Genomic DNA, 12,770 nt, shown 5'->3' with positions numbered 1-12,770 from the left:
CGACGGACCTCGGGACGCTCTTACACCACGTCTGCGCGCGCCACCCGATACGTTGTTTTGGAGCTTTAGTTAGTCCATATGGCGCTGTTTTGAAGTCTACCCTGCCTTCAAATAGGGCGAATGGTATAGAGATAGCTGCAAAACAGTCTAATTCAATGCGTCCATTTATACGTATTTGAACTAACTGCCCAGCCCTGCTCGACGGCGCACGGGTGATTCGCCGTTTAGACCGGCGCGAGGCCGGTTCCGGCCCGCAGAGCGTTGAGCCAAGCGGCCTGACGCTTGCGATAGCCCTTGATACGGTACCGGAATCGGACTCCTGCGAGTCGATGCATCGTTTGGGCGAAGGCTTCGAGTGCAACAAGGTCTTTCATTTGGTCGCGATTGATAACCAGGACGTGGATGCCCATGGCCTTGAGGCCATTATTTCGATTGCCATCGTGGATGCGAGCGTTTTGAAGCTCATGCCCAATTCCGTTGTATTCGTTGTCGACTCCGGCTGCCGGGCAATATAGGTCGCAGATGGCATAGGGGATGCCCGAGGACATGTTGGCCGCAAGAGTATCGAAGTCGATTCGATGGTTGAGTAGCAGGCCTCCCATGGGCAGGCTGCAACATCCGAATCCGCCAAAGCGCATGGGCGCTCCGAGAACGGCAAACATTAGGGATTCGGCTGGGGATGCGGATCCAGCCCGGGCGAGTTTGACTGCCGTGCGAAACGAGGCGTATGAGCTACTTTTGGCGAACCGTGCGACCGCCTCGAGCTCTTCGATGGTCGTGGCGGGCTCGCATTTGTAGTGCGCCTGTTCATAGCGGGTTTCGTTCTGTTGTTCGGCCGCTGACTGGTTGCCCAGGCAATCAAGATCGCCCGTCGCTTCGTAGCCATCGCCCTTGGGCCAGATGTCGTCATGGGCAATGGGGTATGTTGCCCCGGGAGGAAGGGAGTAAGTTCCGACCAGTTCCATGAGAAGCATCAAGGTTTTGGCGACTGATTCATTTTTAGAACAAAGCATGGCTGTCATGGCAGGAGACGTTGCGTAGATGTCGGCCTCGACGTGCATAATTGCACCTTCAGGAAGCGGAGCGGAGAGAATATGCTGAAGAAGTCGCTTGTCGGGGCGTCGGTTGCCTTCGTTTGAAACGAGAAGATCGAGCAGCTCGGAATCATCTTCATTCCAGGCGTCGAGTATCGAAAGTGCGCCAAAGTCTATCGCGTCATTATTGGGAATGCAGCTAGCCAAGGCCTGTGCTTGCTGTTCACTATCAATGGAGCTCCAGGGTAGGGCAGAGTACGCCCGTCGTGCGCGACGAATTGCGCGGAGGGCGGAGAAATGTGAAATCACGGTCGTCATAGCTATAACGTACTAAGTTGGCGGCAGAATGCGACCGCCATACCGTTCTTTTCGCTCAGCGGGGTGCTGGGCGCCATGAACGGCCGGGTGTTAGGAAATCGGTGGAATCGGTTGAGGGGATTGCAGGAAATTGAGCTCTGCCGAGAAGGTTGACGATGGCTACTGGACAGTTAGTTCAGATACGTATAAGGCGGCGGGCGTTCGAGGTGTTTCTAAGGGCCTTCGAGGGCGATTTGAAGATAATATATGCGGCGGTTGTACTCGAAAACGATGAGCTTCGGGCGGTATGGCATCCGCCGGGGAGCTCAGAAGGCTCCGAACGGACCTTTGGAGCTTTAAAAAATACGTATCTGAACTAACTGTCCAGGGCGGATTGGCGAGGAATAGAAAAAGGGTCGGAAGCGAGCTTCCGACCCTTTAAAAACATCAAAGATGATGCGATACGCGTTGGACTACAGCGCGAAGTCGCCGCCGACGAGCGTGGAGACGGGCTCCTCGTGGTAAACGGCGGAGATGGCCTGAGCGAACTCCTCGGCGACCGAGATGGTCTTGATCTTGCCGCCGACCTCGACGGGGATGGCGTCGGTGACGACGCACTCGACGATGGGGGCATCGTTCAGGCGCTCGATGGCCGGACCGGAGAAGATGCCGTGGGTGGCGCAGACGTAGATGTCGCCGGCGCCCATAGCCTTGAGCTCCTTGACGTTGGCGCACAGGGTGCCAGCGGTGTCGATCATGTCGTCGTTGATGATGCAGGTCTTGCCCTTGATGTCACCGATGATGCCCATGACCTCGGCGGCGTTGTGGCGCGGACGGCCCTTGTGGGCGATGGCCAGGTCGCAGCCGAGCATGTCGGACAGCTTCTTGGCGGCCTTGGCGCGACCCACGTCGGGGGAGACGACAACCAGGTTGTCGGTGTCGAAGTGCATGTCGTTGTAGTACTGGCCAAACAGCGGCAGTGCGGACAGGTGGTTAACCGGGATATCGAAGAAGCCCTGGATCTGGCCCTGGTGCAGGTCGAGGGTGATGATGCGGTTGACGCCGGCACGCTCGAGCAGGTTGGCGACGAGGCGGGCGGTGATGGGCTCGCGCGGGCCGGCCTTGCGGTCCTGGCGGGCATAGCCGTAGTGGGTGATAACGGCGGTGATGGAGCGGGCGGATGCGCGCTTGGCAGCGTCGGTGGCGATGAGCAGCTCCATGAGCATGTCGTTGACGTTGCCGCCGGCCACGGACTGAATCAGGAAGACGTCGGCGCCGCGGACGGTCTCGTCGTAGCGGGCGTAAATCTCACCATTGGCGAACTGCTTTAGCGTAAGGCCCGAAAGCTCGACCCCAAGGTACTCAGCAATCTTCTGAGCGAGGGGACGGTTGGAGGAACCGGAATACACGCGGATGGACTTGCGCATATTCTCCGACTTCTCGGGATCATTAATCGGCATTACCCTTCTCCTTTATACATCGAATGCCATATAGATGCCTTGTTGCATTGTAACCGCGCGGCGGGGTTTATCGGGTCCTGATAACGTCTTTACCGCCAACGGACACGAACCGACCACTCATCCGGTTGCGCAGGTCACGATAGAAAAAGGAGCCGCCCCCATGGAGCAGCTCCTTTTGTGCTTGGTAAAACGTTATACCTCGTCGTCCTCGTGCAGACGGCGGCGATAATCGGCGGCCCAGCCCTCAATATTTACCTGACGGGCGCGGCCCAGGCCGAGTGCGTCAGCCGGGACCGGATCGGTGATGACGGAGCCGGCGGCCACGAGCGCGCCGTCGCCGATCTGGGCGGGCGCGACCATCATGGTGTCGGAGCCAATGAAGGCGTCCTTGCCGATGACGGTCTTGTGCTTGTGGACGCCGTCGTAGTTGCAGGTGATGGAGCCCGCGCCCACGTTGACGCCGGGGCCCATGGTGGTGTCGCCGATGTAGGACAGGTGCGGCACCTTGGAACCCTCGCCGATCGTGGACTTCTTGATCTCCACGTGCGTGCCGGCCTTGGATCCGTCGAGCATGTGGGTGCCCGGGCGCAGGTAGGCGCGCGGGCCGCAGTCGACGCCATTCTCGATGACGGCCTCGATGGCGATGGTCTCATCGATGGTGCAGCCGCTGCCGACGGTGGTGTCGGTGAGGCGGCTGTTGGGGCCGAGCTGGCACTCCTCGCCCACGGTGACGTGGCCGATCAGGTGCGTCTGCGGCCACACGACGGTGTCGCGGCCGATGGTGGCGTCGGGGCCGATCCAAGCCTGCGTGGGGTCGATGAACGTGACGCCCTCGGCCATCCAGTGCTCGTTGATGCGGTCGCGCGCGATGGCGGTAAGCTGCGCGAGCTGGATGCGGCTGTTGACGCCCAGGCCGTCGCGGTAGTCGTCGCAGTGGAAGATGGAGACTGCCTGGCCGTGACCCTTGAGGATTTCGAGCATGTCGGGCAGGTAGTACTCGGACTGCGCGTTGTCGTTGCCGATCTCGTTAATGTGGGCGGCGAGCTGCGCGCCGTCGAAGGCGTAGCAGCCGGCGTTGCACTCGAGTAGCTCGGCGGCCTGCTCGGGCGTGCAGTCCTTCTGCTCGATGATGCGCTCGATCTGACCATCGGCGCCCAGCTTGATGCGGCCGTAGCCAAAAGGATCGGGCGGGGTCATGGTCATGACGGTGCAGGCGAGCTCGCCGGTGGCGACGGTCTGTGCGAACTTGGCGACGGTGTCGGCGGTGATGAGCGGCAGGTCGCCGTTGAGCACGACGACGGGGCCTTGCGTGATGCCGCAGGCCTCGAGCGCGACCTTTACGGCGTGGCCGGTGCCCAGGCGCTCGGTCTGCTCGACGCACTCGACTTTGGTGGCGCTGTTGGCGTAGGCGCCGTCGATGAGGGCGCGCATCTCGTCGGCGTGGCTGCCGATGACGACCACGACGCGGCTGCAGCCGGCCTTGATGGTGGCGTCGACGATCCACTGGACCATGGGCTTACCCAGGATCTTGTGCGAAACCTTGCAGTGGTTCGACTTCATGCGGGTGCCCTCGCCGGCAGCGAGGATAATTGCGGTTGCGTCCATGTGATCTCCTGTTACGTTATAGAGACGTGTGTTTGGAAACGATACACGGCGCAATATGATACCGCAGGCATATGACGAGCGCGTAACGTTTGGGCCGCGGCGGTTGAGGCTTGCGCCGCCGGCGTGGCGTTTGCACTGCTTGTGTGCGGCGTTGGCGGTGCTGTGGAGCTGTCGTTTGAGCGAGGGGACGGGGGTACCCGTGGACAACATACGAGAGGGGTTTGGCGGCGAGCCCGTCGCGGCATTCTCGATGTCGCATCCGGCTGTGCCGGCCCTCTACATGGTGCTGACGCTGGGGCTCACCATGTTCTCGATGCAACCGGTGCTGATCGCGCTGTCGCTTGCGGGCGGGCTGGCGTATGGATTTGCGACGCGTGGGGCTGCCCGCACGCTGGGCGCACTCCGCTGGCAGCTGCCGGTGATTTTGATCGTTGCGGTGCTCAATCCGCTGTTTAGCGCCTCGGGCTCGACGGAGCTGTTCCGTATTGGCATGCGCGCGGTGTATCTGGAGAGCATGGTATACGGCCTGTGCATGGGCGGGCTGTTCGTGGCGAGCGTGTTGTGGTTTGAGGCTGCGGCATCGATGCTCGAATACGACAAGGTGCTCGCGCTGCTGGGCAATGCCGCACCGGTGATTGCGCTCATGATCTCGATGTGCATGCGGCTTATCCCGCAGTTTTTGCGCCGCGGTCGTACGGTGCTGGCGGTGCAGGATGCGATTGATGTGCCGGGCCGCGCGCCGGCCGACCCCGTGCGCTCGCGTTTGCGGGCATCGAGTGTGTTGATGGGCTGGGGCATGGAAGATTCGCTGGAGCGCGCGGACGCGATGCGCTCGCGCGGGTGGGGTGCCGCGACGCGTCGTACGACGTATGCGCGGTATCGACTGGGGCGCAGCGACGTTGCCGCGCTGGCCGGGCTCGCACTGTTTGGTGCTGCCGCGGTGGCAGTGGCGTGGACCGCGACGACGCAGTATTCGTTTTATCCGCAGCTCTCGTTGCCGGCGCCGTGGCCGGGCTATGTCGTGTACGCTGCCTGGATGGTGCTGCCTTGCGCGTTTCACGCGATTGATGAGAAGAGGTTTGGCTGATGGCTCGGTTGGATAGGGGCCCGGTGTCGGGCGTGGCGTGCGGCCCGGATATTCCGGCGATTGAGGTGCAGAGCCTTAGTTTTGCCTATCCCGGGGCCGAGGCACCGGTGCTCGAGGGGCTTGATTGGCGTGTTCCCCAAGGTGCATTTGCGCTGCTTGTTGGCGGTACCGGTTCGGGTAAGTCGACGCTGCTGTCGCTGCTCAAGCCCGAGATCGCTCCGGCGGGCGAGCGCACTGGTGATGCGCGCGTGCTGGGCGAGAACGTTGCCGACATGGACGTGCGGGCATCGGCGGAGTGCGTGGGCTACGTGTTTCAGGATCCCGAGAACCAGATCGTGTGCGAAACCGTGTGGCACGAGATGGCGTTTGGCCTGGAAAACTTGGGGCTAGCACGTGATGAGATGCGCCGTCGCGTAGCTGAGACCAGCTATTTCTTTGGGCTGGAAGATTGGCTTCACCGCGATACTGACACGCTTTCGGGTGGTCGCAAACAGTTGCTGTCGTTGGCGGCCGTTCTGGCGCTGCGCCCGCGCGTGCTGCTGCTCGACGAGCCCACGTCTCAGCTCGATCCCGTTGCCGAGAAGAATTTTCTGCACGCGCTGTTTCGCGTGAACCGTGAGTTGGGCTGCACGGTTGTTGTGGCTACGCATCAACCGCGTCCAATGCTCGAGTATGCGACGTGTGCGTACCGGATTGAGGACGGTCGCGTGCGCGAGGTGGCGGATATGGCTTCTTTGGGACGCCGAGAATCGTTGTTTTCCGACGACATGTTGGGGTGGGGTGCCGTCCGATGTGCAAAAAACGGAGTATTCAGCAGGCGTGAGGACAATTTGGGCTCTCTGGAGCCGCCCGGGGACGTATCGAGCGCGAAAAAAAGTTCGGAATTGGACAAATCGTCCGAATTTGTGGCGCAAACGTCGCTCGAGAACGGCTCGGAAGCCTTCCCGTGCACGGATGGGAGCAGAATACTCCAAAAAATGCACGGCGGGTCGGCTACCACCCTGGCAGGGAGCTGGTTTCGCTACGATCGCGCGGGCGGTTGGGTGCTGCGCGGGCTCGACGTGGCGTTTTCGGCCGGTGCGGTGCATGCGGTCGTGGGCGGCAACGGATGCGGTAAGTCGACGATGCTCTCGGTGCTGGCGAAGACCGCCAAGCTGCAGCGCGGCCGCATGGTGCGCGGAGCGGCCTCGGCGGCGCTGCTGCCTCAGAACCCCAAAGCATTGCTGGTTGCCGAGACGGTTCACGATGAGCTGATGGAATGGGCCTCGACCTGCGGATATGACGAGAACTTGGCGCGGGAGCGTGCGGCGAGCTTGGGGCTGTCGGGTCTGGATGGGCGCCACCCCTACGATCTTTCGGGCGGGCAGCGTCAACTGCTTGCATTGGCAAAACTGCTGCTAATCGGCCCCGAACTGCTATTGCTCGATGAGCCCACCAAGGGTCTAGACCTGTTCAGCCGCCGCATCACCGCCCGCGCCCTGCGTGACCATGCGAAGGTTGGTGGCACCGTCATCATGGCCACGCACGATCTGGATTTTGCCGAGCAGGTTGCCGATGACGTTGCCATGATGTTTGACGGTGAGATTGCCTGCATGGAGCCGCCGGCCGACTTCTTTGCCGACAACGTGTTTTATAGGGCGTGATGGGATGGCGGATTATCGCATCGTGCGCCTACTCGCAAAACTGGAGATACCGCTGCTGCTGGCGGTGCCAGCCGTGATGGCTGCGGCGTTGCTGGCGGGCGTTGAGCAGGCGGCGCTCGCCATGCTTGTCGTGGTGGCGCTGGTGCTTGCGCTGTTCTTTGCAGGCTACGAGGCGTCGCGACCGGGACTGCGCCAGATTATGCCAACGCTGGTTCTGGCGGCGTTGGCCGCGGCGGGGCGCATCTTGTTTGGCCCCATTCCCGACTTTAAACCCGTGAGTGCCATCGCCATTATCGCGGGGGCGACGCTTGGCCGCCGCAATGGTTTTATGGTTGGCGCGCTGGCGGCGCTGACCAGCAATTTCTTTTTTGGACAGGGCATGTGGACGCCGTGGCAGATGTATGCCTGGGGGCTCGTGGGATACGTTGGCGGTGCGCTGGCGCATGCCGGCGCTTTTGATCGCGCCGATGGCACCGTGCGTATGCCGGCGCTGCTGACCTACGGCTTTGCTTCGGGTTTGCTGTACGGCGTTGTGATCAACGCCTACGACATTATCGGTTTTGTTCAACCGCTCACGTGGGCGGGTGCCATGGCGCGTCTTGCCACCGCCGTACCGTTCGATATCACGCACGGCCTCGCGACCTGCGTGTTTTTGGTCGCCCTGTACAAGCCTTGGTGTCGCCGCATCAACCGAGTCGTCGTGAAGTACGGGCTGTAGGGCTGGTTGCGCCGGGGCGGGAATCAATACTGCCGAAGTGCCATTTTAAAACTATGCCGGTTTACGGGGCCAGATTTGCACAAGCAGACCATGCCGGCTATTATTGAAATAGAGCAAGCCGTTTACCTGCGGTTTTATTATTTCGGAATTGCGTATGGTTGGGGGTTCGCGATTTAGCCCCGTAAACTGGCATAGTTTTAAAATGGCCGGCTGATATGACGGGCGTCGTGACCCTCAAGAGCTAAATTGATCCGTTTTCTTCCGTCTCCAGACGTCCCCGGGGAATCAGCTGAACTCGCCCGCCACGAAATCGGCCTATCTACTACGTTTGGCCCGACACCCCCAAACACAACCGCGTTTTATGAAAAACCGCAGGCTTTCTACCTGCGGTTTTCTTTTTGCGTTGTTCACTGTGGTTGAGGGTAGAGGCTTAAACGTAGTAGATGGGCCAGTTTCGTGGCAAGCGAGCTGCGTGGATGATCTCGCGAAGTGAAAATGATTCCTTTTCCTCCGTCCCCAGGGGATCAGCTGGGGCTAGAGCTCTAGCGTGAGGGTGACGGGGCAGTGGTCGCTGCCAAAGATGTCGCCGCGGATGCCCGTGTCGCGCACGTTGCCGGCGATTGTGTCGCTTACCAGGAAGTAGTCGATGCGCCAGCCGGCGTTGTTCTTGCGGGCATTAAAGCGATAGCTCCACCAGCTGTAGACGCCCTCGACGTCGGGGTTTGCCGCACGCCAGGTATCGGTAAAGCCGGCGTTGAGCAGCTCGGTAAACTTGCCGCGCTCCTCGTCCGAAAAGCCGGCGTTGCCGCGGTTGGACTTGGGGTTCTTAAGGTCGATCTCCTCGTGCGCCACGTTAAAGTCGCCGCAGGTCACGACGGGTTTGCCGGTCTCGCGCTCGAGCGCGTTCAAAAAGCCGCGGTAAGCATCGTCCCAGGCCATGCGCACGTCGATGCGGGCGAGTTCATTTTGGGCGTTGGGTGTATAGACGTCGACAAACCAGAACTTGTCGAACTCCAGCGCGCAGACACGGCCCTCGGTCGCGGCTTGGGCAACGAGCTCAGCTGCCTCACCCTCGCCGGCGTAGGGCAGCAGCGCATCGGCGTGCAGCACGCGCAGCGGTTCCTGGCGGCTAAAGACCGCAGTGCCCGAATAGCCTTTACGCTCGGCGTAGCTCCAGGTTTGGTGATAGCCGGGCAGGTCAATATCGACCTGGCCTTCTTGCAGCTTGGTCTCTTGCAGCGCCAGGATATCGACGTCGAGTTCTTGCGTGATCTGGATAAAGCTCGGGTCCTTTTTGAGCACGGCGCGCAGGCCGTTGACGTTCCACGAGGCGAAAGTGTAAGTCTGAGGCATGGTGTCCTTTCGACGGGGTTGGCAGGCTTAAGATTAGCGCAACAGAGGCGGGGCGGGCCCCGCGGACGACGGCGCAATCGCAGTCGCCCCGACCAACATGGACGGAGGACTCATATGACGCAGGCAATATTGGACCCCAAGCAGGCGTCCGCCGCGCTGGCGGATCTGTTTGACACCCACAAGCGCGTGGTCTTCTTTGGCGGCGCTGGTGTTTCCACGGCAAGTGGCATCCCCGATTTCCGCAGCGTGGACGGCCTGTATCACCAGCAGTTTGCCTATCCGCCCGAGACCATGCTCTCGTACAGCTTTTACGAGACACATCCGGCGGAGTTCTTCGACTTTTACCGCACCAAGATGATCGCGCTTAACGCTAAGCCCAACCGCTGTCACACCAAGCTGGCCGAGCTGGAGCGCGCCGGCAAGCTTGATGCCGTGGTGACGCAAAACATCGACGGCTTGCATCAGATGGCGGGCTCGCAGCGCGTGTTCGAGCTGCACGGATCGGTCCATCGCAACATTTGCCAGTCGTGCGGCGCGGTCTATAGCGCCGAGTGGATTTGCTCGCGCGAGCACGAGGACGCCGCGGGCGTGCCCGTGTGCCCTGCGTGCGGTGGTCGCATCAAGCCCGATGTGGTGCTCTACGAAGAGCCGCTCGACGAGCATGTGTTGACCGGTGCCGTTGCCGCCATTGCCGCGGCCGATGCCCTCATTGTGGGTGGGACCTCGCTCGTGGTGTATCCGGCGGCAGGCCTTACGCGTTACTTTACTGGCGATACGCTGGCCATTTGCAATTTGGCGCCTACCGATCAGGATGCAAATGCCGACCTGCTGATTTCTTGCGACATCGCGGCCGCGTTTGCGTTCTAGCCCGTGTGCGCGGATACAATAGAAAGACTGAGTGCAAAGCGACCCCGCCGCCAGCTCCCCAAGCTCGGCGGCGTGGGCATTTTAGGAGGATGTTCATGGCGAACGACAGCAAGACATGGCGGTGCGGAAAGTATGAGCTCAGCTTTGACCGTCCGCGCATCATGGGCGTCCTCAACGTGACGCCCGATTCGTTTAGCGACGGCGGGGAGCACTTCGACCCGGATGCCGCCATCGAGTACGGCCTGGCGATGCTTGACGCCGGCGCCGACATCATCGACGTGGGCGGTGAGTCCACGCGCCCCGGCTTTACCCCGGTTAATCCCGACGAGGAGGCTCGCCGCGTGCTGCCCGTGGTGCGCGCGCTGGCCAAAGAGGGCGCCATCGTCTCGATCGACACGCGCCACGTGGCGGTTGCCAAGGCGGCCGTGCGCTGCGGCGCCTCGATCGTCAACGACGTGACGGGCTTCACCGACCCCAAGATGGTCGAGTTTGTTAAGACGAGCACCTGCGGCGTCATCGTGATGCATGCCGGCGAGGTCGCCGCGCCTACACGCACGCACGCAACGGTGCAGCTCGATACCTCGGCTGCGGCGTTTGTTGCCGAGAAGGCGCGCGAGGCGGCTGCCGAGGCCGCGCGTGAGGCTGAGAAGCCGGCTCGCCGCCGTCGCGGCAAGTTGCTGGGCGAGCCTAAGCCGGAGGCCAAGCTTCCGGGCGGCGTGGTGCAGCCCTCGTTGCCGTTTGGCGATCCGGAGCCCGCGACCGAGCCTGCAAGCGAGCAGGAGACGCCGGCCGCCGAGCAGGCTGCTGCCGCCGAGACCGTCGCGCCCGCGCCCGAGGCCACCGAGGCCGCATCGGAGCCCAATGACCGCCTGGCCGCCATGATGCGCCGCAGCGCCCGCCGCGAGGAAGCCTACGTGCCCACCTCGCAGCTTCGCCGCTTCACCCTGCCCGATTCGGCGCCCATCATGCGCCGCGTCATGGGCTTTCTGTCCGACCAGGCCCGCGCGCTCATCCACGCCGGCGTGTCGCGCGACCGCATCTGCATTGATCCCGGTCCGGGCTTTGGCAAGACGGCCAACGAGGACATCGTCATCCAGCGCGAGACTGCCAAGATGGCGTCACTGGGTTATCCGCTCATGTGCGCCGTATCGCGCAAGCGCTTTGTGGGCGCCGTCTCGGGCGTGACCGAGGCCGCCGAGCGCGATGCCGCTACGTTTGGCGTGTGCCTGGGCGCCATCCAGGCCGGTGCCAACATTGTGCGCGTGCACGACGCCGCGGGCTTTGCGCAGTTCCTGAACGGCTACTGGGCGGTTGCCAAGCCGCAGCCGCGCCGCGCGTTTGTGGCCGTGGGCTCCAACCTGGGGCATCGCTGTGACAACATCCGCGCCGCACGCGACATGATCGCCGAGATTCCACTCACCTGCGTGTCCAACTCCTCCAAGATCTACGAGAGCGAGCCGGCCTACGAGACGCGCCAGGACGCGTTTGCCAACGCCGTCATCGAGATTAAGACCGAGCTGGCTCCGCTGGTGCTGCTTGACGAGCTCATGAAGATCGAGGCCGAGCTGGGCCGCGACCGTTCCAAGAAGGCCAAGGCCAACGGCCCGCGCACCATCGACTTGGACCTGCTGTGGATGGACGGCGAGACCCACGGCGGCAAGAAGCTGCGCCTGCCGCATCCGCTGATCGGCGAGCGTGACTTTGTGCTGGTGCCGCTCGAGGACCTGATGCACGACCCGGCTCGGTTCTTCCGCTACAACGGCGTCGAGGTCAAGGAGCCCGAGGATCGCGTGGGCCATATCGTGGGCGAATTGGGGCGTATGTAGATGATCGAGATGAATGCTGTTGCCGCTGGCACCGAGCTCGACGCGGCGCGTGACGCGGGCCGCGAGGGCGTGTCCGCGGGCTGGTGCGCGTGGAGCGTGGGCGATGCTTCGCTGACGTTTTCGCTGGTTGTGCGCCCCGATGTGAACATGCACGCCTTCCACGGCCTGCCGTTTGTGGCCGCGATGGGCATGATGGACGCGCTCGTGGGCACGGCTTCGACGCCGGGGTTGGGCCTTGCCGGTAAAGTGGGTATCCAGTGGCCGAGCGATATCGTGTGCGGTGCGCCTGCGTTTGAGGCGTCGCTCGCGCGTGTTGCCGTGAACGGCGGTGCCGGTGCTGCGGGCATGTTTGCCGCGGTGACGGTTGATATTGAGCGTGCGGCGCTGGGTGAGCTTGGCGTGGATATGGCAGATGAGGCGCTGATCGAGGCATTGGCCGCCGCTGTGCTGACCCGCGTTGACGCCTGGGCGGTTGCCGCCAACACGCCGCAGGGCGCTGCCGGCCCGCTGGCTCCGGTGCTGGGCGAGTACTTTGACATGGTGCCACTGCTGGGTCGTCAGGTCGCGGCGGTGTCGCCCAACGGTTTGCCGCTTGCGGTCGGTGTGTTTGCGGGCCTGGACATCTGGGGTCGCGCGACCATCAAGACCGATGCCGGCGAGCAGGAGTTTCCGCCCGAGGCCGTACGGATTCGCGGACTGTAACGCGAGGCGCCCGCGCTCAAAGATAACGATGACAACGAAGCCCTCTTCGGCCTGTGCTGGGGAGGGTTTCGCCTATCTGGGGAATGGGTTGCCAGCGCCCTATTCCTCAAAACTGAAAAATTTTCGTTTTTGAGGAATAGGAAACATGCACGATATCGCTGTGCTGGGTGTATTCGAG

The 12,770-nt window shown here is 62.3% G+C and carries 11 protein-coding genes; 7 read left to right on the top strand and 4 right to left on the bottom strand.

Going from position 1 to position 12,770, the window contains the following annotated elements; all coding sequences use genetic code 11:
• Window positions 1-224: 224 nt before the first annotated feature.
• Complete coding sequence (locus DWW12_RS05495) at window positions 225-1,241, bottom strand: endonuclease domain-containing protein (RefSeq protein ID WP_233544240.1); 1,017 nt, start codon at window positions 1,239-1,241, stop codon at window positions 225-227.
• Window positions 1,242-1,507: 266 nt separating this feature from the next.
• On the opposite strand from DWW12_RS05495, the gene DWW12_RS05490 reads away from it, so the two are divergent.
• Window positions 1,508-1,711 (top strand): hypothetical protein, encoded by a 204-nt coding sequence (locus DWW12_RS05490; protein WP_117855387.1) that lies wholly within the window; start codon window positions 1,508-1,510, stop codon window positions 1,709-1,711.
• Window positions 1,712-1,804: 93 nt separating this feature from the next.
• Here the strand turns inward: DWW12_RS05490 and DWW12_RS05485 are convergent, their stop codons facing one another.
• Together DWW12_RS05485 and glmU are read right to left on the bottom strand one after the other, a co-directional pair.
• Entirely contained in the window at window positions 1,805-2,791 is a 987-nt protein-coding gene (locus DWW12_RS05485; RefSeq protein ID WP_089573682.1) for a ribose-phosphate pyrophosphokinase, read from the bottom strand.
• Window positions 2,792-2,983: 192 nt separating this feature from the next.
• Complete coding sequence (glmU, locus tag DWW12_RS05480) at window positions 2,984-4,396, bottom strand: bifunctional UDP-N-acetylglucosamine diphosphorylase/glucosamine-1-phosphate N-acetyltransferase GlmU (protein ID WP_117806712.1); 1,413 nt, start codon at window positions 4,394-4,396, stop codon at window positions 2,984-2,986.
• A 199-nt stretch (window positions 4,397-4,595) separates the two neighbouring features.
• Here glmU and DWW12_RS05475 point away from each other — a divergent pair, with 199 nt between their 5' ends.
• Genes DWW12_RS05475 through DWW12_RS05465 form a run of 3 tightly spaced genes read left to right on the top strand, consistent with a single transcriptional unit; the run spans window position 4,596 to window position 7,844 of the window.
• Window positions 4,596-5,483 carry an energy-coupling factor transporter transmembrane component T gene (locus tag DWW12_RS05475; RefSeq protein WP_233544239.1) on the top strand — a complete coding sequence of 296 codons (888 nt, stop codon included), beginning with the start codon at window positions 4,596-4,598 and terminating at the stop codon, window positions 5,481-5,483.
• Window positions 5,483-7,126 carry an ABC transporter ATP-binding protein gene (locus tag DWW12_RS05470; protein WP_117855383.1) on the top strand — a complete coding sequence of 548 codons (1,644 nt, stop codon included), beginning with the start codon at window positions 5,483-5,485 and terminating at the stop codon, window positions 7,124-7,126. The genes DWW12_RS05475 and DWW12_RS05470 overlap by 1 nt, the downstream gene beginning before the upstream one ends.
• A gap of 4 nt (window positions 7,127-7,130) precedes the next feature.
• On the top strand, window positions 7,131-7,844 hold the full coding sequence (locus DWW12_RS05465) for a DUF6580 family putative transport protein (RefSeq protein WP_117766305.1): 714 nt from the start codon (window positions 7,131-7,133) through the stop codon (window positions 7,842-7,844).
• 534 nt (window positions 7,845-8,378) lie between these two features.
• Here DWW12_RS05465 and DWW12_RS05460 read toward each other — a convergent pair.
• On the bottom strand, window positions 8,379-9,197 hold the full coding sequence (locus DWW12_RS05460; RefSeq protein WP_117855381.1) for an exodeoxyribonuclease III: 819 nt from the start codon (window positions 9,195-9,197) through the stop codon (window positions 8,379-8,381).
• Between the two features lie 114 nt (window positions 9,198-9,311).
• Between DWW12_RS05460 and DWW12_RS05455 the strand changes: the two genes are divergently transcribed.
• From DWW12_RS05455 to DWW12_RS05445, 3 genes are all read left to right on the top strand, one after another.
• Entirely contained in the window at window positions 9,312-10,064 is a 753-nt protein-coding gene (locus DWW12_RS05455; protein WP_117855380.1) for an NAD-dependent protein deacylase, read from the top strand.
• Window positions 10,065-10,159: 95 nt separating this feature from the next.
• The gene (folP, locus tag DWW12_RS05450) at window positions 10,160-11,890 is read left to right on the top strand and encodes a dihydropteroate synthase (protein ID WP_117766302.1); all 1,731 of its coding nucleotides are present in this window, start codon (window positions 10,160-10,162) and stop codon (window positions 11,888-11,890) included.
• Window positions 11,891-12,592: a hypothetical protein gene (locus DWW12_RS05445; protein ID WP_117776604.1), complete on the top strand. Its 702-nt coding sequence runs from the start codon at window positions 11,891-11,893 to the stop codon at window positions 12,590-12,592. It abuts the gene before it with no gap.
• Window positions 12,593-12,770: the final 178 nt, after the last annotated feature.

Origin of the sequence: Collinsella sp. AF14-35 (assembly GCF_003464565.1) — a bacterium.
GTDB lineage: Bacteria > Actinomycetota > Coriobacteriia > Coriobacteriales > Coriobacteriaceae > Collinsella.
This window is presented reverse-complemented; position numbering and strand designations above follow the sequence as displayed.